A 23,533-nucleotide genomic window follows, 5' to 3' on the forward strand; every position below is an offset into this window, starting at 1 on the left:
CGGAATTCATTTATTAAAGGAGGAACCATCATTGAAAATTGAAAAAGTGAAATTTGACCGATTAAAAATGCCTCTTCTATCGTCATTCCAAACTAGTTTTGGCACAGTAACTGCCCGTGAATTTGTTTTGGTTAGTGTTTTTGGAGAGGGTCATGTCGGTTATGCGGAATGCGTGGCAATGGATGCGCCGGTATATAATGAAGAAACAATTGATTCTGCGTTACATGTTGCGGAACAATTTATTATTCCTAAGCTGTTAGAAACTGAATTGGATACACCGGAAGATTTCTCAACTATTTTCTCTTGGATCCGTAAAAACAATATGGCAAAGTCAGGAATCGAAAGTGCCATTTGGGATTTATATGCTAAGCAAAACGGGATTTCCCTTTCGAAGGCATTGGGTGGAAATAAGGAAGAAATTGAGGTTGGGGTCAGTATAGGAATTGAGCCAACCGTGGAAGGTCTTTTAAAGAAGGTTGAAGGATTTCTAGAGGAAGGCTATAAGAAGATCAAAATAAAAATAAAACCGGGTGTAGATGTGGAACGTGTTAAAGCAGTTCGTGAGCGATTTGGCTATGATATCCCGCTTATGGCGGATGCTAACTCTGCTTATACACTGGCGGATTTAGAAACGCTTAAACAGTTGGATCAGTACAAATTAATCATGATTGAACAGCCACTCGCGCATGATGACATTGTGGACCATTCGAAACTCCAACGCGAGTTAGAAACTCCCATTTGTTTAGATGAAAGCATTCATTCCTTGGAAGATGCTAGAAAGGCGATTGAGCTTGGAAGCTGTAAAATAATTAATATAAAAATTGGCCGGGTTGGTGGTTTGACGCAGGCCAAAAAAATACATGATCTCTGCCAAGAAAAAGGAATCCCTGTCTGGTGTGGCGGAATGCTCGAATCAGGAATTGGCCGTGCACATAATATTGCGGTTGCCTCTTTGTCTAATTTCACCATTCCGGGGGATACCTCAGCATCTAAAAAATACTGGGCCGAGGATATTATCGAACCTGATGTTGTCCTCAGCAAACCAGGAATCGTCACTGTTCCAAAAGAACCAGGAATCGGTTATAAACTGCGACAAGATGTTGTAGATAAATATCTATTAAGCTCTAAAGTATATTAATTCGGTGCGGACAAGCCCCTAATAAATGGACACCTAAAGAATTCGACAATAGCTCAATTTTACTGCTAACCTTGGTTAAGTATGGAAGGTCACTACCTTGGTGGCCTTCTCCTAAAAGAACAGAACTCATCTTTTTGATAGAAAGTGATAGAATGGGGGTGTAGTAATTTCCAAATAATTTTTTTTGAGATTTATACCATTTCTGTTTATTCCACATTTTTTCTTTCCAAATTCCCACTAAATTTATATTCCTATTTTTGATGAATGTAGCATAGATACAGTCAAGAGAATGATATTTTTTAATATGGTTATTTTTGCAGGTTGTTTCTATGATAATGTTCATCCCTACGGTAGTTACACGCTGGTTACTCTACCGCACGTACGGTCCGAATAGGGGGAAAGCGGGGTGATTTAATGGTTCCTGTGCATTGCTCGAATTTCCCTGATGTTTAAAGTGAAGTTGCAACTGAATATTGTGGGTGCGGCCGGTTACCGCCGCTTTGGTTTCAGGAGTTGGCCGGGCAAAATAGGGTGCTGATTTTACCCGAAGCCTTGCTTTTATGAGCTGGTCGGTCAGAATGAGCCCCTGATTTTACCCGAAGCCTATGGTTTCATGAGCTGGTCGGTCAGAATCAGCGCTTGATTTTACCCGAAGTGCTTGGTTTCAGGGGCTGGTCGGTCAGAATGAGCCCCTGATTTTACCCGAAGCCCTTGGTTTCATGAGCTGCTTGGGAAGAATCAGGCCCCATCATCATGATAGTCATAACAGCTGATAATTCCCGCCTTACATCTTTCATCTTCATATAAGGAAAAACTAACCTCTCCAATCTCCCCATTTATTAGACCTTCTCCAGGTACTATTGCAGCTAGTTTTTCAATAATTCATGTGTTTTGTTTTTCTAATAGTTTTTCAGACTTTTAAATGAGAAAAGTCCCCACTTTTGAAGGATTCTTACATTCTATCAATAATATATAGTAGTAGGAACAATCTTTGTGCAGCCTCTAGGTCCATTGAATTTTATTATTGGGAGAGTGATCCGTTTGTCAGAGTTGATTCATGCGGGTTCTTTAAAGACGCTTGAAGATGAAGGTGTAAGGGTTATAAAAGGGGCAAGTCATGCTATTGCAGTGTTCGTTCATGAAAACCAGGTTTACGCGGTAGATAACCGTTGTCCGCATATGGGTTTCCCCCTTCATACAGGAAGTATTTGTGACGGAATCTTAACCTGTCATTGGCATCATGCTCGCTTTGATGTGAAAAGCGGGGGGACATTGGATCCGTGGGCAGATGATGTTTCTGCCTATCCTGTCGAGATTAAGGAAGATGAGGTTTGGGTCCACCCTGTACCTGTTAATAAAGTAACAATCGAAAAATTAAAGCAGCGGTTACGTGAAGGGCTTGAACAAAATTTGAGTCTGGTCATCGCCAAAGCCGTAGTCGGATTGATGGAAGCTGGTTTTCCAGCGACTAAGATTGCAAAGGTCGGTATCGAATTCGGAACGACCCATCGTCAAAGCGGCTGGCGTTCTGGATTAACGATTTTAACAGCCATGACGAATGTCTTGCCTAAATTGGATAAAACCGGTCAGATTTTAGCGTTGTTTCAAGGTCTTGTTCATGTTGCGCGAGAAAGTTCTGGGATGGGAACACGCTTTTTACTTGGGGCACTGCCTGTCTCTGATAAAGAAAATGCCCAGTCATTTAAGCAATTATCCGAATGGTATCGTCGTTGTGTAGAGGTTCGTGATTCGCGTGGAGCTGAACGAGTGCTCTTGACTGCGATTGAATTAGGCTTCTCGAACGAGCAGCTTGCAGACATGATGCTGACAGCGATCACGGATCATTTTTATGTGGATACCGGGCATTCGCTAGATTTTCATAACAAAGCATTCGAGGTACTGGATCAGATTGGTTTAGAGCACCGACCATATGTATTATCATCATTGCTGCCTGGTATCGGTAATGTTTCCCGCAGTGAAGAAGCGCATAGCTGGCAATCACCTGTGAACTTGGTCCAGCCATTAATGGACGCTTTCCAAGAGTTACCTGGTATTCTTGCGGCTGCCTCATCACAAGGGAACGCTGCGGTTGATGAAGCAGCATTGGTAGAGCAAATTTTATCAGATGATGCTTTGAAAACGGTAAAGATGATGCTGGATGCGCTTAAAAGTGGAGTCGCCCCCGCCCGGTTGGCTCAGCTCGTGGCTTTGGCGGCGGTTGAAAGGATCGCCCGTTTCCACGTTCAAAATGATTTCAGTGATTGGATTACCGTCCTTCATACGTTTACTCACGCGCATGCGGTACATGAATCGTTACGTCGTTCGATGACACCTGAATTGACTCGGGCTGTCTTTCATGGTGCGATGAGTGTCTATCTTGACCGGTTCCTTAATATACCGTCTGCACGAAGACCGGAGCCAAAGGATGTAGAAGCAGAACCGCAAAAAACTTCTGAATTACTGGAGATGCTGGATAAACAACAGCAGGTTGCAGAATCAGCGCGTTGGGTAGTGAATTACCTGGCACGCGGCGGTGATAAACGTGATCTCTTTAATACGCTCGGACACGCTTTATTAAGAGAGGATGCAGAGTTCCATTCATTCCAAATGTTTGAAGCGGCGATGGTGGAACACAATCATTGGGAAAGAGAAGAATCGGAGCTTGCTAGACATGCACAGGAAACATTGATTATTGCAGCCACACGTTATTTAGCAGGCCATGCCCCGACAGCCAGGGAAATGCCGCATACTGCACGGATTGCCATGCGACTGCATCGGGGGGAGAAGTTGTTTGAGGATGAATAGCATTGGCGTGCCTGTCACGCCCCGAATATTGTCGAAGATTGATAGGTTTTTAGATTGATAGGAAATTTACTTATTGGCAAATACTGCCCAAGTATTTGCCGATGTTTGTACATACTGGGGTCCTGATGTAGGTACTAATAGGAAGGTGTCGGCGAATTAGCGCTGATTAGAGAATAGGGGAGGAACAAGTAAGATGAGTGAGAGGGTTAGTCATAGACCGAATATTGTATATGTACTTGCGGATGATTTAGGTTTTGGTGATTTAAGCTGCTATGGTGCGGATAAATTTGAAACGCCCAATACAGACCAACTGGCAAGAGAAGGCATACGATTCGAGGATGCTCATGCTCCATCGGCGGTTTGTACGCCGACAAGATATAGTGTCCTGACGGGCAGATACAGCTGGAGAACCCGCTTGAAGGAAGGAGTCTTATGGGGCTATTCGGAGCCGTTGATTGAGGAAGACCGCCTTACCGTTCCGGCCTATTTGAAGCAGCATGGCTATGCGACTGCCTGTATTGGCAAGTGGCATCTTGGCCTAGGCTGGGACAAATCCGATGGAACAGTGAATTATGCTTCACCAATTAAGGGAGGCCCCGATAAATTGGGCTTTGATTATTACTACGGTATTTCCGCTTCACTTGATATGCCGCCATATTGTTTTATCGAGAATGACCGGACAGTCGGTATTCCTTCGGTTGAAAAAGCACCAAAGGACTTTAGTCAGCGGGGAAGAAGCGGGCTAATGGTTCCGGGCTGGAAGGATGAAGTCGTCAATCAAACCTTAACGGAAAAGGCGATTCATTTCATTGAGAGTCATGTCGAAAACAAGAAAGACGATCCGTTCTTTTTATATTTCCCTGTAACCGGTCCCCATACGCCTTGGGCACCTGCCGCTCCCTTTAAAGACAAGAGTGGAATCGGACCGCGCGGGGATTTGATTCTAGAGCTCGACTGGACGATTGGCCAGCTGACGGAAACGTTGAAACGGCTTGGTATCTGGGAGAATACGTTATTTATTTTTACAAGCGATAATGGGCCGCATCCAAGCCCGGATGAAATAACAATACACGGGCACCAGCCTGCTGGTGACCTTCGCGGGCAGAAAGCGGATATTTGGGAGGGGGGCCACCGGGTTCCGTTCATTGCCGCCTGGCCAGAGGTCATTAAGGCGGGAACCGTTACCACGGAATTAATCTGCCTGACAGATTTGCTGGGCACATGCGAAGAAATGATGGGAGATCCGCTTCCGGAACATACCGCAGAAGATACGATCTCAATGCTGCCGGTCTTGAAGGGAGACGCCTCCAACCGAAAACTAGCTGTCCATCATTCTATTACAGGGATGTTTTCTGTTCGCTCTGGTGACTGGAAGCTTATTCTTGGTAGGGGCTCGGGTGGTTTTCAAAAGCATCAGCTGGATACCACATTGATTGGCATCCCAACCCAAGGGGAGTATATACCGGACCACAGCCCTGGACAGTTATACAATGTCCGCAATGACATAGAAGAAAAACATAATCTGTACATTCAGCATCCTGACATTGTTCAAAGCTTAACACGTGAATTGATTGATATCATTAATAGCGGGGATAATGCCGAGTAATCTGAAATGAACGATGGTCATGGAAAATAGAAATAGCTATTGCTAGTGGGGTCAGTCCCTCGTTGTATGAAGTTGACGAGAGACTGACCCTATTAATTTATTTCCCCGAAGTTCCTTTTATTGACGACACTTGTATTTTGTTCCATTGTTGCCTTTACAACAGGACTATCCTGGTCTATCTAGGCAATGGGTTCTAGGTAGAAATCTTAGATTAGTACCAATATGGCCGTTGTATTCTATTTTATAAATCTACTGACTATTTAGACTCAAGGAAATATTCTTGACTGCGGAAACAGTTCAAATTATAATTTAATTAACATCATGGGAGAAATTAAACAAATATTAATCAATAAACATGGATGAATGTTAGTGGAAAACGGTTGATTATGTCGAAATTAAGCTGAATTTCTTGTTTATTAATTACATGGTGTAAGGAAGGTAAAAATGAGAGTTAAAGATCAGTATTTTTTAAAGAAGCAGAATCAGAGTTTGGTTCTAGAATATATCATTCGAAATGGACCAATCTCGAGAGCTGAGATTGCTAAACATATGGCTATGAGTCCAACATCCGCTTCCCGAATTGTTGCCTCACTACAAGACGAACAGCTTATCAAAGAGGTGTATTTGGAAACAGATGAAGTGGGACGAAAAGCTACCTATTTTATGGCTAATGAGCATTCCGTTATATTTGTTGGGGTCGAAATTGATGTAGGAGTTGTTCGGATTGGCTTGATGAATCTGATAGGCGAGTTCATCACCGTACGCTCGTTTCACACAAAAACAGATCATTATGAAGATGTGGTAGAGTTTATCGGGCAGATGATAAATGATTTGATCAGTGAACAACAAATTGGGAAAGATCGTATTGCTGGTGTTTGTATAGGTCTGCCGGGGTTAATAGACAATGAAAAAGGTACCGTGGAGTTCTCGGCACAGTTTAACTGGAGGAATGTTCCTCTTAAACAAATACTAGAACAAAAACTAGATTTGGAAGTTTTTATTGATAATGAGTTAAAGTTAAAAGCCTTAGCAGAATATGTGAGTGCGTCTCTTCCTTACAAGAACGTCGTGATGCTTGGGTTTGGTACAGGCGTGGGCTCAGCTCTTATCACAGATGGCGAGATTTATCGCGGTGCTAATAATATGTCAGGTGAGATTGGCCATATGACCCTGGATCCTTACGGTGCCTATTGTCCATGCGGTAATTTTGGCTGCTTGCAAACATACATTGCTATTGACTTTTTACTTGATGAAGCATCTAAAACACGACCAATGGATAGTATGGAAGAGTTGGCAGCGGCGTACAAGAGTAAAGAGAAATGGGCCGTCAATATCCTGGACAAGGCAGCTACCTATGCGGGTCTTGCCATCAAAAATGTTGTCTGTGCCTTTAATCCAGACGCGGTATATTTATCAGGCAGTTTAATAGAAGAACACCCGGAAATAGCGGAATTGGTCATAGAGAAACATTCAAACAGCACTTGGTTCCCGGAATCCTATTCTTATGATTTACATGTTACTCAAGTGAAAGAGATGGGTGTTGTAAAAGGCGCAGCGCTTAGCGTGCAGCGGAAGTTAATTAAAAGTTTGAATTTTAAGGGTGGTGCATAGACGTGGAATATTCTGTGATTGCAGAGGAATTCAGAAATCATCAATTAGAAAATGTACATCAAGGTGTTATATGTATTGTCAATGAAAACAAAGAGGTTATTTATCAAAAAGGGGATATCAGCCAGCCGATTTTTTACAGATCGGCTATGAAGCCCATTCAGGCAATCCCCGTTTTCACAACCGATATTATCGACAGATACAATCTCACCGACGAGGAAGCAGCACTATTCATGGCTTCTCAAAGAGGGGAGAAATACCATGAGGAAGCACTTATTCGTGTAAAAGAAAAACTTGGTGTTGCGGAAGATCATTTAGTTTGTGCAAGCAGCTATCCTTTAAACGATGCACCAAAGATGGAATACATCCTGGCGAAAAAACCAAAACGAAGATTACTCCATAATTGTGCTGGAAAGCATCTGGGATTCTTGGGCTATACAAAGGTGAAAGGTTTGAGTGAGGAGGGGTACGAGCGGCTGGATCATCCATTACAGCAAGAGATCCTGCATTATTTATCGGAATTATCGGAAGTCCCTATCGATGAAATCAAATCGGGAACAGATGGCTGCGGCGTGCCTGTTCATGCCGTGCCGCTTAAGAATATGGCCCTCTCTTATTTGAAGTTTGTCACACCTGAATTGATAAGGGATCAGGCTGCCAGAGAGGCCGTCATACATATCGGTGACATCATGAATGCCCACCCTGACATTATTGCTTCGCATGATTTTATCTGCAGTGTCCTATTAAAGGATAAAAATATCATTGCAAAAGGCGGCGCTCAAGGGGTTTATTGCCTTGCTTTAAGAAAGGAAAAAATCAGCATTGCATTGAAGGTCCTAAGCGGGACTGAATTGATATGGCCATTATTAGTGGCAGAAATCCTTAAAAAACTAAATTACGAAAATGAAGAAACGATTCAAGGTTTGCTGCAATTGAAACCACAAACTATTAAGAATGATGATGGAATCGTTGTGGGTGAAACAAAAATCTACTTATAAAATGCTAGAGTGCACCTTGCTGCTGTAATGGACAAAAACACTGCATGCTATTTCAACGTGCAGCATCAAGCGGTGTCAAAGATGGAATGGGAATATGGTGAGTCTTCGCATTTGCAAGTCTTCAATACCATAAATAAAAAAACAACATGAAAAGGGAGAATAATATGAGAAAATTTGCCGTTTTAGTACTTATACTGACGCTTGCATTATTTAGTGCAGCGTGCAGCAGTGACAACGCAGGTTCAACTGGTACATCAGGAAAAACAAAAGCAACAGGTGACAAGGAACTGACCGTCGCGATTGACCAAAACTTTATCACGTTGGATCCGCATAATGCAGGAGATACAGTTTCCATCATTGGAATCCGTTCTATGTACGAGGGTTTGGTTGGTTTTGATAAAGACATGCAAATTATTCCAGCTTTGGCTGAGTCATACGATATTAGCAAAGATGGATTAACCTATACGTTTAAATTGCGTCAAGGTGTCAAATTCCATGACGGAGAGCAGTTTAACGCGGAGGCAGTAAAAGCTAACTTCGATCGTATTATGGATGATGCAAATAATTTAAGTGCGAAACGCAGTTTTAAATTTGTGGACTCGATGGAGATTATTGGTGATTATGAGGTTGCCTTTAAACTGAAAGAACCTTTTAGTGCCATGATTAATAAGTTCGGGATGGTACCGATGATCAGCCCGAAGGCAATTGAAAAAGGAACAAAATATATTGAAGCAAATCCTGTCGGAACAGGTACATTCAAATTTGTTGAGTGGAAACAAGGTAAGACGCTTGAAGTTGAAAAATATGCCGATTACTGGGGCGGGGATCAAACAAACGTAGAAAAAGTGAAATTCAGCCCAATTCCGGAAAATGGCTCCCGTGTCGCTATGTTAAAAACAGGTGAAGCTGATTTTGTTTACCCAATGCCGCAGCAAAATGTAAAACAATTTAAAAATAGTAAGGATGTAACGATTGAAGAATCACCATCCACCATTGTGCGATATGTATCCATTAACACATTTATGGATCAATACAAAGATTTAAAAGTTCGTCAAGCGATGAACCTGGCTGTTAACAAAGAAGCCTATATTAAAGTTGTAAAAGACGGGTATGGACATGTTCTTGATTCAACAATGGCTCCAGAAACACAATATTATGCAAAACAGAAAGCATATGAATTTGACGTTAAAAAGGCAAAAGAACTGTTGAAAGAAGCAGGTTATGAAAACGGCTTTAAAGCAGAGATTTGGGGAAATACAAGTTCTGAATCTGTTAAAGGAATGCAATTCATTAAGCAGCAATTAGCTCAAATCGGCATCGACGTGAAGATTAAATCGATGGAAGAAGGAACTTTGTCAGATGAGATTTACACACCGGCAAAACCGGAGGATGCAAAGGTCCAAATGTGGTATGTGAGCTGGTCGCCTTCATCAGGTGATGCTGACGGCGCAACCCGCGGTTTGTTCAGCAATGAGTACTACCCGCCAAATGGCGCAAACACTGCTTACTATAATAATGAAAAAGTTACAAACTGGATTAAAGAAGCAAATGCAACAGCAGATCCTAAAGAGCAGGAAAAAATCTATCATGAGATTCAACGTACTGTATTTGAAGAGGCACCTTGGATTTTCCTAGCTTCAGATGTTAACTTGGCAGCACACGCAAATAATTTAGAAGGTGTCTATGTTGCTCCGGACGGAGTTATCAATATTTCAAAAGCACAATTGAAATAGGTCATTTTTTAATATCAACAACCAAAGAAAGGGCTTATCGGTGTAGGCCCTTTCTTCATACATTGGAGGTGTGTTTCTTTTGTGGCAATATCTTGTAAAACGTCTTGTTAGTCTTATCCCATTACTCCTTGTTGTTTCATTTATTGTCTTCATGTTTATTCACATTATACCTGGTGATCCGGCACGGCTTTTAGCCGGGAAAGAGGCAACTGCGGAAGAAGTGGAGATGGCAAGAGTAAGTTTGGGGCTGGATAAGCCATTATATGAGCAGTATTTTATTTATTTAAAGGACCTGCTGACTGGGAATATGGGTTATTCAGTAAAATCAGGTGCGCCGGTTAGTCAATTGATTGGTGATCGGATTATGCCAACCTTGGGTTTAACTTTTTTAAGTATTATTTGGGCACTTGTAGTCGGTATCTTAATTGGAGTCGTTTCTGCGGTATTTCGAAATAAATGGCCGGACCATCTGGGGATGTTTACGGCTGTATCGGGCATTTCACTTCCAAACTTTTGGGTGGGTCTTGTTCTGATTCAATTATTTTCTGTACAGCTCGGTATGTTTCCAACAGGAGGAGCGGAAGGCTGGAGCAGCTACATTATGCCTTCTTTCGCTTTAGGAGCGGGGATTATGGCCATGATTGCCAGGTTTACGCGCTCATCTCTTGTGGAGAGTATGAAACAGGATTATATCCGTATGGGGCGTGCAAAAGGATTGGGCAGCCGCCAGATTATTTTTGGACATGCCTTAAAGAACTCCTTAATTCCGGTTGTTACTGTTGCCGGGCTGCAGTTTGGCTTTTTACTTGGCGGTTCCGTTGTAGTTGAGACGGTATTTAGTTTTCCGGGTCTTGGAACTTTATTAATTGATTCCATTCAATTCCGTGATTATCCGGTCGTTCAGGCTGAAATTTTATTATTCGCCTGTCAGTTTATTGTCGTGAATATGATTATTGATGTTGTGTATAGCTATTTGAATCCAAAAATCCGGTATGAGTAAGGAGGGAAGATGATTATGAGCAATCTACAAACAGAAACTGCTTTAAATATAGAGCCAATCAAGACGAAAAGTGATCATCGCTTCCTTCAATTTTGGCGGTTGTTTCGTCGAAAAAAGCCTGCGGTTATTTCATTCTACTTTGTCTTGTTCTTGTTTATTATGGCCATCATCGGTCCATTTGTTACACCTTTTGATGCAGCAAAACCTGATTATAATAGTGTTCTGGAGACGCCTTCTGCCAGTCATTGGTTTGGAACGGATGAATATGGACGTGATATTTTAAGCCGAATCATCGCAGGGGCAAGAATCTCGCTTTCAGTCAGTGTTTCTGCCGTTACACTCGGTGCGATTGTTGGGAGTATTTTAGGGTTGATCAGTGGATTTTTTGGCAAATGGGTCGATAAATTGATTATGCGTATTTGTGACGTGCTCTTTGCGTTCCCTGAATTGATTTTGGCCATTGGGATTGTTGCTATTTTAGGACCTGGTTTAAATAATGTGATTATAGCGGTTGCCTTTTTCAGTGTTCCTTCGTTTGCAAGGATTGTCCGCGGGGCAACGTTGGAAGTGAAGGAAATGCTTTTCGTTGAAGCGGAGGAATCACTTGGGGCGAGCAGGCTGCGGATTATGTTTAAACATGTGTTTCCGGAGACATTACCGACTATTATCGTTTATTACACAATGAATGTTGGGACTGCCATTCTGGCAGCAGCAAGTTTGAGCTTTTTAGGTTTGGGTGCAGAGCCTTCTTCACCTGACTGGGGTGCTATGTTAAGCGTTTCAAGAGATTATATTGGTACCGCCTTTCATTTAGTATTTTTCCCTGGCTTAGTTATTTTCTTAACTGTTTTGGCTTTTAATCTATTAGGTGATGGATTGCGAGAAATGCTCGATCCGAAAATGAAAGACTAGGAGGGTCTATATGTCAGATTTACTACAAGTAAAAAATCTTAAAACAGGCTTTCAGACTGAAAATGGATTCTTGCCGGTCGTACATGGTATCAGCTTTCACGTCAATCAAGGTGAAATTGTCGGATTAGTTGGTGAATCAGGCAGCGGAAAAAGTGTCACATCTTTATCGATCATGCGTCTATTCCATGATACACGCGGCAAAATTGCGGATGGCGAAATTTTATATAAAGGGGAAAATCTATTAACGTTTCCTGAAAAGAAAATGACGAAATACCGCGGAAAGGAATTGTCGATGATTTTCCAGGAACCGATGACAGCCCTAAATCCTGTATTGACAATCGGTAAGCAGATGCGGGAAACCATCATGCTTCACTTGGGAATGTCCAAAAAAGAGGCACATCAGTATGCGATTGAAAAACTAAAATTAGTTGGCATCCCGCGGGCGGAGCAAGTGATGGAAGACTATCCACATCAACTTTCCGGCGGTATGAGGCAAAGAGTTATTATTGCGATGCAAATCTCATGTAACCCTTCTTTACTTATTGCCGATGAGCCGACAACTGCGTTGGATGTAACCATACAGGCGCAAATTCTGAAATTGATGGAAGAAATTCAAGAAAAAACAAATATGGGTATTTTACTGATTACGCATGATCTTGGTGTGGTAGCCGAAATCTGTGATCGTGTCATTGTGATGTATGCCGGGAGAATCGTCGAGGAAGCAAGTGCTGTTGATTTGTTCGAAAATCCGAAACACCCTTATACAAAAGGCTTGATGGAATCAGCGCCGAAAATCGGTTCGAAAAAAGACCGGCTGAACTCCATTACAGGTACCGTTCCAAACCCGAACAATATGCCGAAGGGCTGCAAGTTTGCGCCAAGATGTCCTGTAGCGATGCCGATTTGTCATGAAAAAGAACCAGAGTTGATGGCAGATGGCAATCATTCAGCTAGATGCTGGTTATTGGATGAAGAGGTCAAGAAAAAGGAGGAAATGCTAAATGCGTGATGAGATTTTAATAGAAGCAAAAAACATAAAGAAGCATTTCCCGATCAAGACAGGCTGGTTTGAAGAGAAAAAGTACGTAAAGGCGGTAAACGGCATCTCCTTTCATATTAAAAAAGGGGAAACATTGGGACTTGTTGGTGAATCGGGCTGCGGGAAATCAACGACAGGCCGGCTGCTCAATGGACTTATTCAGGTAGATTCCGGATCGATTATTTTTAACGGAAAAGACTTGGCTAACGCAAGTAAGCAGGAGTGGAAAAAATATCGGCAAAAAATGCAAATGGTTTTCCAGGACCCTTATGCTTCCTTAAGCCCAAGGATGAAAATAAAGGATATTTTAAGAGAACCTCTCGATATTCACTTTAAGAACATGTCTTCAAGAGAAAAGGATAAGCGGGTAGAAGACCTTCTGGATAAATGCGGGATCAGTAGATTCCATTTGAATAAATATCCGCATGAATTTAGCGGCGGGCAGCGGCAGCGGATTGGGATTGCGCGTGCGTTGATTTTGCAGCCGGAATTAATCATTGCCGACGAGCCTGTTTCAGCGCTTGATGTATCTATTCAATCGCAAATCCTAAATTTAATGAAAGATTTACAGGAAGAATATAATTTGACCTACTTATTTATTTCTCATGATTTAAGTGTGGTGGAACATATTAGTGACCGGGTCGGTGTCATGTATTTTGGGGATTTGGTGGAAATGGGAACGAAGGAAGAAATTTTTAACAATCCACAGCATGATTATACCAAAACACTGTTGTCCTCCATTCCGCAAATGATTCCGAAAGCAAGAAGAAAACAACTGACGTAGGATTGTGACCCACTAATAGATTGATAAATGACTATATAAATAGAAGCAGCCTGACTCGATTTAGATGGCTGAATTGCTTGTCATATAGGATGCAAGTGAGGAGAAGGAACATGCATATTAACATCGTACCGATTCATGAAGCAAATGATGACATCGTTTATTTTGAAGAGAAATCCTGCACTGAATTTGGTAAAGTGCAGCTGATCCCAAAAGGAGAGGAATTGATTGTATACATTGGAATCGGTCAAGATTCTCTCACATGGGAGGATATTCGCTTTTTGGGCGGCATTTCCCGAAAAAACCTGAATAATGCTAAAGATGCAGCTGTTTCGGCAGAGTTCTCATTGATCATGGATCGGGCAGGGAATCCGGAGCTTGGGCAGGTCATTAGCAGTTTTATGGAAGGCTGGTATTTGGCTGAATATCAATTTTCCTCTTATAAAAGAACTGCGACATCTAATCAGTTAACCATGCAATGGGAAGATGAGCGTTTAAGAGAATATGATCATGCAGCACGTATCAGGGCAAATGCGGTCAATCTTGCCAGGGATTTATGTAATGAACCGGCCAATAAATTAACACCCACTACATATGCTGAACGGCTAAAGCAAGAGTTTCATGAAACAGATGTATCCGTTCAAGTGATTGACGGTAACGAATTAGTAAGTAATGAATTTGCCGGGATCCACACAGTTGCTAAAGGAAGCAGTGAACCGGCAAAGCTTGTTGTCCTGACGCTGGCTCGTGATGCTAGTAAAGAAAAAATCGCTTTAGTTGGGAAAGGCGTTACCTTTGATTCTGGAGGAACCAATGTCAAGACCGGTAAAGATATTGGCGAAATGAAAATGGATATGGGCGGCTCGGCTGCGGTAGCAGGTGCGATGAAGCTGCTGGCTGACTCCAACACAGCCGCCAATGTTGTGGCGATTTTGCCGCTGGTGGAAAACCTTGCGGATGGAAATGCATTTTTGCCCTCAGATGTCATTCGATATCGTAATGGACTGCATGTAGAAGTCGGAAATACAGATGCTGAAGGACGTTTGATTTTGGCAGATGGAATACTTTATGCGCAATTACTTGGGGCAAAAACCATTGTCGATATTGCCACATTAACAGGAAGTATCGGAAGTGCCCTCGGTTTGAAAGCGGCTGGAGTATTCAGTAATGCGGAAGCGGACTTGTGGCATTATAAGCAGCTGGGCGATCAAACAGGTGACTATGTTTGGCCAATGCCGGTGTTTGATGATTATTTACATTATTTGAAAAGCGATTGTGGAGATTTCAATAATATGAGCAGCTCGCCATATGGCGGGTCGATTACGGCTGCTTTATTTTTAAAGCAATTTGTAGAAAAAGAAATAAAGTGGGTTCATATCGATATGGCGAATACGGTTCGGCCATGGCGTGAACAGGGCTATTATGTACCAGGCGCATCTGGCTTTGGTGTCCGGCTGTTGTTCGAAATGGTCAAATCGGAAGCGGCTCAATCATAAATGTGATCGTAGAATTTAAATAGCGGGAAAATAACTTCAGCTATCATTAGACCTGGAGTTATTTTTATACCTATATGGATTTGATTTACAAGAACTATTGCCGGGACTTTGTGGCAGCTGCCTGTTTTAATAATGAACCAACTATTATATTTTAAAGGATGGACAGCATGGAGCAAAAAATAATCGGAATTGACATTGGTGGAACGTATGTCAAAATCGGAATCATTAATTTAAATGGAGAAATTTTATCCAAGTGGGAAATTGAGACCAATAAACAAGATCAGGGACGACATATTATACATGACATATGGACATCCATTCAACAAAACGTAACAGCCTTCGAGCTTGAACATTCCATTCTGGGTATCGGAATAGGCGTTCCAGGGGTAGTTGATGGCACACAAGGGAAAGTGTTGGGAGCTGTTAATATCGGCTGGAAAAACTATGAATTAAAAAAACTTTTTGAAGAGATAACCAATCTCCCTATTCATGTGGAAAATGATGCGAATACTGCCGCACTTGGGGAGTACTGGAGAGATGCTGAGAAACAGGATGATACGATTGTTGTCACATTAGGAACAGGGATCGGAAGCGGAGTTATTACCGATGGAAAAATCCTGCATGGTCATAAAGGTTTGGCTGGGGAAATTGGTCACTTTGTCGTGAATCCTAATGGACATCCTTGTAATTGTGGCAGAAGAGGGTGCTTGGAAACCGTTGCATCCGCAACAGGAATCGTGCGGGAAGCTATGATGGTTGTGGAACAGGAACCAGCCGGCAGTTTGGCAATGCTCTATAAGAAAGAAGGCCGTTTGACAGCCAAAGATGTTTTTGATTTAGCCAAAGAAGGACACGTACACAGTATGCGGATCATCCAACAATTGAATGATGAGTTAGGATTGGCATTGGCTAATGTCGCAACCATTGTGAACCCTGCTAAGATCTTAATTGGTGGAGGCGTGTCAAAGGCCGGTGATGACTTTTTAAAAGGGATTAGGGCCTCTTTCAAGAAACACGCGATTGAATGGATTGGAGACAATACAAAAATTGAGCTGGCCAGTTTAGGGAACGATGCCGGAATAATTGGGGCTGCTTATTTAATAAGAAAGGCAGTCTATCAGGAAGCCGCAGTCTAGAGCCTGCCGTAACTTACGTGGAAAAAATTGGGGGATCTGATTGGGCAAAATCAGGCGTTGATTTTTACCGATAGCATCGGAATGTTAATAGGAATACCCCAAATGAACGAATTGTTAATAAGGAGAAGACACGACAAGCTGCAACTAGTTGTGTCTTTTTCGTTTAAACAAAGGGGGCTAGCGATTCGCTTCAGAAATTTGCGGTTAGGCCCCCACTTAAGGAAATTATTATTAGATTTACAATTTTGAATCTTTATATTATAATTAAACCTATAAAAATACTATGAATTGAAGGTGCCGATATGAAAACTCAACAATTGTTAAAAGTGAGAACTAGCGGGAAGTGGGAAGAAGGTTTGAAAACTTCTATTTCAGTTAGAAATTTCTCGGAATTCATCGTGGATGAACCGAAAAATCTAGGTGGGACAGATGAAGGGCCAAACCCTGTTGAATATGTTTTAGGAGCATTGTCCAGCTGTACTTCTGTTATGATTGCGTTTATTGCTAAAGAAAAGAATTTTTCTTATCAAGATGTTGAGTTTAAAAATGAAGGTACACTCGATTTACAAGGGTTGATGGGAGTAGAAGGGGTTTCACCACATTTTCAAACTGTCAATTTTGACGTAATTATCACAACGGATGAGCAAGATTTACGAATTGAGGAGCTAAAACAAGAAGTGGAAAAAAGATGCCCTGTCTATAATTTAATAAAAGATGCAGGCGTCAGCATCGAAACAAACTGGTATAAAAAATAAATAGAGGGAAAAAGGGTCAGTCCCCCGTTGCATTAAAGTGCCGGGGGACTGACCCTTTTTCTCCAAGTTATGAACGAATATGAAGTTTGTCCATTTTTCTGTATAATGTGCGAATGCTGATTCCTAAATCTTTTGCTGCCAGTTGCTTTCCGTTGTAGCTATTTCCGTAATGCTGAAGTTTTTGAATAATGATTTCTCTTTCAGCCTCACATAGTCTAGTTTCCACGTTTGGCTTGCTAAGCTGCTTAGTCAACAGATAAGCAGGAAGTGAATTTTGGGTTAATCTTGTTTCGGTTTCTATATTCATACTATATTCAATTACATTTTCAAGTTCACGCAGATTTCCCGGCCAGTGATAAGAAGATAGGAGCTTCCTGTATTCTTCCGTACAGGTTGAAATATACTTCCCTGTTCGTTCTTGTAATTTTTCGATAAAGTGTTCTACTAATAAATCTAAATCCTCCATTCGTTCTCTTAAGGGTGGAATGGTGATCGGAATGACATTCAAACGATAAAAAAGATCGGGGCGGAATAATTTATTATTCATTAATTCATCGAAGGACTGATTCGTTGCGGCAATAAGACGAACATTTACTTTTTTCGAACTTGTTCCCCCAACTCGCTGGATGATTCCATCTTGCAGTACTTTCAATAATTTTGGCTGTAAATTAATCGGTAAATCAGCAATCTCATCTAAAAACAATGTACCTTTATTCGCAAGTTCAAAGTATCCAGGCTTGCCTTTTCTTCTTGCGTTCGTAAAAGCCCCCTCCTCATATCCAAATAATTCACTTTCAAATAAACTTTCTGGAATGGACGCACAGTTTAGTTCGATGAAAGGGCCCTTACTTACAATACTTGTGCTATGAATATATTCTGCTAATAAACTTTTCCCTGTACCCGTTTCCCCTGTAATTAATATGGAGGAGGTGCTATATTTTAAATTCTCTATTAAACTATGAATTTGTGAAAGGGCCTTGCTATGGCCAAATATGTAGGTTGGATTTAATTGGATGCTGACATCCTTTACTTTGAATTCATTAATATCTCGAAGGATGGAAATAATCGTTTCTTTCAAGCGGGAGAGCCATTCGGCGTAATACTCTTGATTTTCAATTAGTACTTTTTCATTGCCTTCGGTGAAACTGACAAATGATAAATAACCGTATTTTTTTCCATTAATGATCATGTCCTGTACAAGCTCGACTTTCGAAGGGCAATTATTGATAAAATGACATCCCTCACACATTTGCATTTTTCCAGGGTGATGTAGAAAAGTAATATGGTGTCCGTACAATGTATTGAAGAACAGGGCATGCGACTTCCTCCCTTTACGCCGAACATATTCCTCTGTTGCGGCAATCAGTTCCCCATCAGGGTTAAAACAAGCGATATCAATATGAAGGAGTTTGGAAAAAGCTTGGATAACTTTTGCAATCGAATTTAATAAAATCAATTCAGAAACCCTCCCATTATAGATAGATATTAACTTTTTTAATAACTATTATTATTTTATTTTTATAATTCTGAAAAATCAATCATTATAGTTGACATATTTGTCATTGATGGCAAAAATTTGTCACTTTTGACACAAAATAAAAGAAATAAAGAACAATTTAATGCTATGGAATGTTTATTTCTGTATTTTTGGCAAAGTCAAAACATTGGCACAATAATTGCATTTTAATAGATTGTAAGATGAAAAAAGGAGGGAAAGTATCCATGTTTGATTTAAACAGCAAAGATCATATCCAGGTAGGCATTGGATTGAACTACGAAAAATTATTAGGAATAAAAGATAAAGTCGTTGCCGTTACAGGTGCTGCTTCCGGAATTGGCTTAGCAACAGCTGAGTTGTTTGCTGAGGCAGGGGCCAAAGTTGCGGTAATAGACATAAATGAAGAGAAAGGAACAGCTGTCGCAAATTCGATGAATGACAAAGGCTGGGATGCTGCATTTTTTAAATGTAATGTCACTTCATCAAAAGAATGTGAAACAGCAGCAAATCTGATTGAAAAGGAATTTGGAACAATTGATGTCTTGTTTAATAATGCAGGTGTCATTCGCAGGAAAACAGTTGTTGACCATACAGAAGAAGATTGGGATTTAGTTCTTAATGTTTCTTTAAAAGGAGCCTTTTTATTATCAAAGTATGTTATTCCGATCATGGTTAAAAATGGCGGAGGCAGTATTATTAACACTGGTTCCGGCTGGGGATTAAAGGGAGGAGATGCAGCAGCATCGTACTGCGCTGCGAAAGCGGGTGTAGTCAATTTAACGAAAGCAATGGCCATCGATCATGGAAAACAGAATATTCGTGTCAATTGTATCTGCCCTGGTGACACAGATACGCCTTTATTAAGAGACGAAGCAAAGCAATTGCAACATGAGGAAGAGTCGTTTCTTGCGTCTTCAGCCGTAGGGAGGCCGCTCGAAAGGATTGGAACGCCTCGAGATATTGCAAAAGGTGTGTTGTTTCTAGCGAGTGATATGTCTTCTTGGGTTACAGGTACCGTTTTAACAGTTGATGGCGGCGGATTAGCCTAATTCTTGATTGGAGGAGAACAAGTGATGAATAAACAAAATAAAGTAGCACATCCATATATACCGAATACAGTTCCACAAGTGCAAGCGGAAATGTTGAGAGAAATTGGGGCACAAACGCTTGATGAGCTTTTTGATGGAATACCGGAAGAATTGCATTATAAGAAAGTGATGAATATTCCAAAGGCATTATCGGAGTATGAGCTTAGAAGATATATGGAAGGAATTTTAGAGAAAAACATCAATACGAAAGAATACTTAAACTTTTTAGGAGCAGGCTGTTGGAACCATTATGTACCGGCTGTTTGCGATGAAGTCAATCAGCGTGCAGAATTTTTAACTGCTTATGCAGGTGATCCTTATGAGGATCATGGAAGATATCAAGCGTTGTTCGAGTATCAAAGCTTGATGGCAGAATTAGTAGATATGGACGTTGTCAATGTCCCGACATTTGATTGGGCACAGGCAGCGGCAACTTCCATCCGGATGTCTAGTCGTATTACTGGCCGAAAAGAAGTGCTATTGCCGAAAACAATCTCACCTGATCGGTTGAAAGTAATCAAAAATTATTGCTCACCGGATATTGAATGCATTCTCGTTGACTATGAAGAGGATTCTGGACAAATCAATTTAAAAGATCTTGAAGAAAAGTTGTCAGCGAATACAGCTGCTGTTTATTTTGAAAATCCTTCCTATTTAGGGTTTGTTGAGACGCAAGGGAAAAAAATTAGCAAACTAGCAAAAAGCTATGAAGCGATTACGATTGTCGGAGTTGATCCAAGTTCATTAGGTGTGCTTGCTCCCCCAAGCCAATATGGTGCAGATATCGTCTGTGGGGATTTGCAGCCGCTTGGGATGCATATGAATTTTGGTGGAGGCCAGTCAGGGTTTATAGCAACACATGATGACCTGAAAATTGTACAAGAATATCCTTCACGTTTATTTGGGATTGCTCCTACGGTTGTCGAAGGAGAGTACGGCTTCGGGGATGTACTATATGACCGGACTTCTTTTGCAAAAAGGGAGAAAGGAAAAGAATCAGTAGGAACACAAACGGCTCTATGGGGGATTACAGCAGGCGTCTATTTATCATTATTAGGCCCAAATGGCATGTATGAGCTTGGTAAGTCCATCATGCAAAAGTCGCAATATGCGATGGGGCGGCTTGGCAACATTCCAAACGTCGTAGCCTCTCGGTTTGAATCAACGAACTTTAAAGAGTTTGTCGTTGACTTTACGCATACAGGAAGAACAGTCAAGGAAATTAATAAATTTTTATTAGACAACGGAATCTTTGGCGGGAAGGATTTATCTGAAGAGTTCCCTGAATTAGGCCAATGTTCATTATTTTGTATCACCGAAATTCATTCGAAGGAAGATATCGATCGATTAGTTAGTACAATTCAGCAATGCTTAGATTCAATCAGAAATGAAGAAAGGAATGGTGTACATGCAAAAAATTAATCGAGATCATAAAGTCAGGAATTATCATCAGGCAAAGTGGGATGAGCCAATTATTTTTGAACTCCATAACAGCGGCGAACGAGGAATTACGCTTCCCCAAGTGGAAGAAGAAATTGTAAATCATGTCGGTGATGGTGTCTCTGCCATTCCAGTAGAAATGGTAAGAAGAAAAGCGCCTAAATTGCCTGAGATTTCTCAAAATAGAGTGCTTCGCCATTATTTGCGCCTTTCACAAGAAACGCTTGGAGCGGCCTTTAATGTGGAAATCGGGCAAGGGACATGTACGATGAAATATTCGCCAAAAATTAACGAAGCATTTGCTTCCTCGCCAAAAATGACTGAGCTTCACCCCTTGCAGGATGTAAGTACAGTCCAAGGAATGCTTGAAGTCATGTACAAATTAGATTTATGCATGAGAGAAATATCAGGTATGGATTACTTTTCCTTTCAACCAGGAAGCGGGACACAATCACTATTTACGATGGCTTCCATTGTACGTGCGTACCATGAAGAGAATGGTGAGGGAGAACAGCGCGATGAAATTATTACAACTAGTTTTTCACATCCTTCAGCAGCGGCAACTGCGGCAGTAAAAGGCTATAAAATTATTACCTTACAGCCAGACGAAGATGGCTTCCCGGATCTAGAAGAGTTAAAAGCGGTCGTTTCCGAAAGAACTGCCGGGTTTGTTGTGGCTAATCCGGAAGATACCGGAATCTATAATCATCGAATAAAAGAGTTTACCAAAATTGTCCATGAAGCAGGCGGGATTTGCTATTATGACCAAGCGAATGCAAACGGACTGCTAGGTATTACGCGTGCGAAGGAGGCGGGATTTGATATGTGCTTCTTTAACCTTCATAAAACCTTTTCAACCCCGCATGCATGTGGTGGACCTGCAACAGGAGCACTGGGCGTTTTGAATAAACTAAAGGAATTTTTGCCGGGGCCGATTGTTGAAAATCAGGATGATCAGTATATATTGAATGATAAATTGAAACATAGTATCGGGAAAGTACGTTCATTCCAAGGCGTACCTCAAACAGTACTGCGTGCCTATGCATGGGTAAGAGCACTCGGCGCAGAAGGTCTAAAAGATGTAGCACAAATTGCTGTGTTAAATAACAACTATTTATATCACAAAATATTAACTATTCGCGGGGCTTCAGCTCCTTATATTAAAGGAAAAAGGCTCGAGCAAGTACGATACAGCTGGGAGCAGTTAACGAAAGAGACAGGTGTAACAACAGACGATGTTTCTCGTCGAATGGCTGATTTTGCCCATCATTATTGGTCCAGCCATCATCCATTTATTGTACCTGAACCGTTTACGCTAGAACCAACCGAGTCATATTCTAAAGCTGATTTAGATGAGTACATTGCTTCATTAACACAAATATCAAATGAAGCTTATGCAAATCCTGAAATAGTGAAAAATGCCCCGCATAATAGCACCATTCATCGTGTGGATGAACAAGATTACTTTGAGAATCCAGATAAATGGGCAATTACATGGCGAATGTATTTGAAAAAAACAAAGAAAACGCAGGAGATCAATTCCTAAAATAAGTCCATCAGTGAGGAGAAATTCTCACTGATGGTATTTGAATATAAAAATCCGTAGGGAAGTGAAGAGATGAAGGGGAAATTTAGTAGAATAACCTTCCTTGTTCTATCAATCTGTCTTGTTATTTTTACATCCGCTTGTGGAAAAGAATCGGCGGGAACTTCGAGTGAACAAAAGGAAAAAACGCTGTTAGTAGGGACAGATGCTGTCACACCTCCATTCGTGTTCATGGATAAGGGAAAAATTGTCGGGTTTGATGTCGATTTAATCAGTGCCATATTAGATGAAGCAGGTTATAAAAGTAAAGTTGAAAATGTTGGCTGGGATCCGCTGTTTACACAGGTTGAGAGTGGTGAAGTAGATATCGGAATAACCTCCATTACGATTACAGATGACAGAAAACAGACATATGATTTTGCTGATCCTTATTTCGAATCGAAACTGATGATTTTAGCTAAAGAAGGTACTGATATCAAAAATGCAATGGATTTAAAAGGGAAAAAGGTTGGCGTCCAAAATGCAACAACTGGTCAATTTGCATTAGAAAAAATAGTTGGGAAAAATAATCCTTCCATTTTTAAGTACGAAACACTTGGAGTGGCCTTCATGGCACTAAAAAACGGAGATATAGAAGCGGTCATTACTGACAATACAGTTGCGAATGAATACGTTAAAAATAATCCAAATGATAAGTTTGTTGCTATTTCTGACGATGTGAACTTCGATCCAGAATACTATGGAATTTTATTAAAAAAAGGGAGCAAACTTTCTGGTGAAATTAATCAAGCATTAAAAACGGTTATTGATAATGGAACATACACGAAAATTTATGAAAAATGGTTTGGAATTTCTCCTGATATAGAAGTAATAAAATCTCTTTCAACTGTCGAATAGCAGTTTAGGAAAAAGAATAGTAGCAACTAACTAGTAAAGCAATGTAGCTCATCGAAA

At 41.0% G+C, this 23,533-nt stretch carries 19 protein-coding genes; 17 read left to right on the top strand and 2 right to left on the bottom strand.

Translation table 11 applies throughout. The features are described 5' to 3' along the window. Window positions 1–31: 31 nt before the first annotated feature. On the top strand, window positions 32–1,138 hold the full coding sequence (gene menC / locus IE222_RS14670) for an o-succinylbenzoate synthase (protein ID WP_191274050.1): 1,107 nt from the start codon (window positions 32–34) through the stop codon (window positions 1,136–1,138). A 698-nt stretch (window positions 1,139–1,836) separates the two neighbouring features. On the opposite strand, the gene IE222_RS26405 is transcribed toward menC, so the two are convergent. Next, window positions 1,837–1,974 carry a hypothetical protein gene (locus IE222_RS26405; protein ID WP_223282717.1) on the bottom strand — a complete coding sequence of 46 codons (138 nt, stop codon included), beginning with the start codon at window positions 1,972–1,974 and terminating at the stop codon, window positions 1,837–1,839. A 205-nt stretch (window positions 1,975–2,179) separates the two neighbouring features. Here IE222_RS26405 and IE222_RS14680 point away from each other — a divergent pair, with 205 nt between their 5' ends. The 12 genes from IE222_RS14680 to IE222_RS14735 all read left to right on the top strand — a co-directional run bounded on the left by IE222_RS14680 (window position 2,180) and on the right by IE222_RS14735 (window position 17,007). Beyond that, a complete protein-coding gene (locus tag IE222_RS14680; protein WP_191274052.1) occupies window positions 2,180–3,943 on the top strand; it encodes a Rieske (2Fe-2S) protein in 1,764 nt (587 codons plus the stop codon). Between the two features lie 193 nt (window positions 3,944–4,136). Next, window positions 4,137–5,549, top strand: coding sequence for a sulfatase family protein (locus IE222_RS14685; RefSeq protein ID WP_191274053.1), 1,413 nt, complete (start codon window positions 4,137–4,139; stop codon window positions 5,547–5,549). 444 nt (window positions 5,550–5,993) lie between these two features. Beyond that, window positions 5,994–7,160 (top strand): ROK family transcriptional regulator, encoded by a 1,167-nt coding sequence (locus tag IE222_RS14690; protein WP_191274054.1) that lies wholly within the window; start codon window positions 5,994–5,996, stop codon window positions 7,158–7,160. Between the two features lie 2 nt (window positions 7,161–7,162). Further along, entirely contained in the window at window positions 7,163–8,155 is a 993-nt protein-coding gene (locus IE222_RS14695) for an asparaginase (RefSeq protein WP_191274055.1), read from the top strand. 164 nt (window positions 8,156–8,319) lie between these two features. Next, window positions 8,320–9,888: a glutathione ABC transporter substrate-binding protein gene (locus IE222_RS14700; protein ID WP_223282718.1), complete on the top strand. Its 1,569-nt coding sequence runs from the start codon at window positions 8,320–8,322 to the stop codon at window positions 9,886–9,888. Between the two features lie 79 nt (window positions 9,889–9,967). Next, window positions 9,968–10,888 carry an ABC transporter permease gene (locus IE222_RS14705; protein ID WP_191274057.1) on the top strand — a complete coding sequence of 307 codons (921 nt, stop codon included), beginning with the start codon at window positions 9,968–9,970 and terminating at the stop codon, window positions 10,886–10,888. A 15-nt stretch (window positions 10,889–10,903) separates the two neighbouring features. Further along, window positions 10,904–11,800 (top strand): ABC transporter permease, encoded by an 897-nt coding sequence (locus tag IE222_RS14710; protein ID WP_191274058.1) that lies wholly within the window; start codon window positions 10,904–10,906, stop codon window positions 11,798–11,800. Between the two features lie 10 nt (window positions 11,801–11,810). Beyond that, window positions 11,811–12,809: an ABC transporter ATP-binding protein gene (locus tag IE222_RS14715; protein ID WP_191274060.1), complete on the top strand. Its 999-nt coding sequence runs from the start codon at window positions 11,811–11,813 to the stop codon at window positions 12,807–12,809. Continuing rightward, a complete protein-coding gene (locus IE222_RS14720) occupies window positions 12,802–13,623 on the top strand; it encodes an ABC transporter ATP-binding protein (RefSeq protein WP_191274062.1) in 822 nt (273 codons plus the stop codon). The genes IE222_RS14715 and IE222_RS14720 overlap by 8 nt, the downstream gene beginning before the upstream one ends. A gap of 110 nt (window positions 13,624–13,733) precedes the next feature. Further along, window positions 13,734–15,116 carry a M17 family metallopeptidase gene (locus IE222_RS14725; protein WP_191274064.1) on the top strand — a complete coding sequence of 461 codons (1,383 nt, stop codon included), beginning with the start codon at window positions 13,734–13,736 and terminating at the stop codon, window positions 15,114–15,116. Between the two features lie 167 nt (window positions 15,117–15,283). Further along, complete coding sequence (locus tag IE222_RS14730) at window positions 15,284–16,252, top strand: ROK family glucokinase (protein WP_191274066.1); 969 nt, start codon at window positions 15,284–15,286, stop codon at window positions 16,250–16,252. A gap of 302 nt (window positions 16,253–16,554) precedes the next feature. Then, the gene (locus IE222_RS14735) at window positions 16,555–17,007 is read left to right on the top strand and encodes an OsmC family protein (RefSeq protein WP_191274068.1); all 453 of its coding nucleotides are present in this window, start codon (window positions 16,555–16,557) and stop codon (window positions 17,005–17,007) included. 67 nt (window positions 17,008–17,074) lie between these two features. Here IE222_RS14735 and IE222_RS14740 read toward each other — a convergent pair whose 3' ends face one another. Next, complete coding sequence (locus tag IE222_RS14740) at window positions 17,075–18,463, bottom strand: sigma-54 interaction domain-containing protein (protein ID WP_191274070.1); 1,389 nt, start codon at window positions 18,461–18,463, stop codon at window positions 17,075–17,077. A gap of 266 nt (window positions 18,464–18,729) precedes the next feature. On the opposite strand from IE222_RS14740, the gene IE222_RS14745 reads away from it, so the two are divergent. The 4 genes from IE222_RS14745 (at window position 18,730) to IE222_RS14760 (ending at window position 23,476) form a co-directional block, all read left to right on the top strand. Continuing rightward, the gene (locus IE222_RS14745; RefSeq protein ID WP_191274071.1) at window positions 18,730–19,554 is read left to right on the top strand and encodes an SDR family NAD(P)-dependent oxidoreductase; all 825 of its coding nucleotides are present in this window, start codon (window positions 18,730–18,732) and stop codon (window positions 19,552–19,554) included. Between the two features lie 24 nt (window positions 19,555–19,578). Continuing rightward, window positions 19,579–21,015 (top strand): aminomethyl-transferring glycine dehydrogenase subunit GcvPA, encoded by a 1,437-nt coding sequence (gene gcvPA / locus IE222_RS14750; protein ID WP_191274072.1) that lies wholly within the window; start codon window positions 19,579–19,581, stop codon window positions 21,013–21,015. Next, window positions 21,002–22,579 carry an aminomethyl-transferring glycine dehydrogenase subunit GcvPB gene (gcvPB, locus tag IE222_RS14755; RefSeq protein ID WP_191274073.1) on the top strand — a complete coding sequence of 526 codons (1,578 nt, stop codon included), beginning with the start codon at window positions 21,002–21,004 and terminating at the stop codon, window positions 22,577–22,579. Before gcvPA ends, gcvPB begins: the two co-directional genes overlap by 14 nt. 72 nt (window positions 22,580–22,651) lie before the next feature. Further along, a complete protein-coding gene (locus tag IE222_RS14760) occupies window positions 22,652–23,476 on the top strand; it encodes a basic amino acid ABC transporter substrate-binding protein (protein WP_191274074.1) in 825 nt (274 codons plus the stop codon). Window positions 23,477–23,533: the final 57 nt, after the last annotated feature.

This window comes from Neobacillus kokaensis, from assembly GCF_014656545.1.
Lineage (GTDB): Bacteria > Bacillota > Bacilli > Bacillales > Cytobacillaceae > Neobacillus > Neobacillus kokaensis.

Excerpts from the sequence above, each read along its gene's own strand:
- IE222_RS26405 (WP_223282717.1), bottom strand. The coding sequence starts at position 1,974 with ATGGGGAGATTGGAGAGGTTAGTTTTTCCTTATATGAAGATGAAAGAT.
- IE222_RS14685 (WP_191274053.1), top strand. The coding sequence starts at position 4,137 with ATGAGTGAGAGGGTTAGTCATAGACCGAATATTGTATATGTACTTGCG.
- IE222_RS14690 (WP_191274054.1), top strand. The coding sequence starts at position 5,994 with ATGAGAGTTAAAGATCAGTATTTTTTAAAGAAGCAGAATCAGAGTTTG.
- IE222_RS14700 (WP_223282718.1), top strand. The coding sequence starts at position 8,320 with ATGAGAAAATTTGCCGTTTTAGTACTTATACTGACGCTTGCATTATTT.
- IE222_RS14710 (WP_191274058.1), top strand. The coding sequence starts at position 10,904 with ATGAGCAATCTACAAACAGAAACTGCTTTAAATATAGAGCCAATCAAG.
- IE222_RS14715 (WP_191274060.1), top strand. The coding sequence starts at position 11,811 with ATGTCAGATTTACTACAAGTAAAAAATCTTAAAACAGGCTTTCAGACT.
- IE222_RS14720 (WP_191274062.1), top strand. The coding sequence starts at position 12,802 with ATGCGTGATGAGATTTTAATAGAAGCAAAAAACATAAAGAAGCATTTC.
- IE222_RS14725 (WP_191274064.1), top strand. The coding sequence starts at position 13,734 with ATGCATATTAACATCGTACCGATTCATGAAGCAAATGATGACATCGTT.
- IE222_RS14730 (WP_191274066.1), top strand. The coding sequence starts at position 15,284 with ATGGAGCAAAAAATAATCGGAATTGACATTGGTGGAACGTATGTCAAA.
- IE222_RS14735 (WP_191274068.1), top strand. The coding sequence starts at position 16,555 with ATGAAAACTCAACAATTGTTAAAAGTGAGAACTAGCGGGAAGTGGGAA.
- IE222_RS14745 (WP_191274071.1), top strand. The coding sequence starts at position 18,730 with ATGTTTGATTTAAACAGCAAAGATCATATCCAGGTAGGCATTGGATTG.
- gcvPA (WP_191274072.1), top strand. The coding sequence starts at position 19,579 with ATGAATAAACAAAATAAAGTAGCACATCCATATATACCGAATACAGTT.
- gcvPB (WP_191274073.1), top strand. The coding sequence starts at position 21,002 with ATGCAAAAAATTAATCGAGATCATAAAGTCAGGAATTATCATCAGGCA.
- IE222_RS14760 (WP_191274074.1), top strand. The coding sequence starts at position 22,652 with ATGAAGGGGAAATTTAGTAGAATAACCTTCCTTGTTCTATCAATCTGT.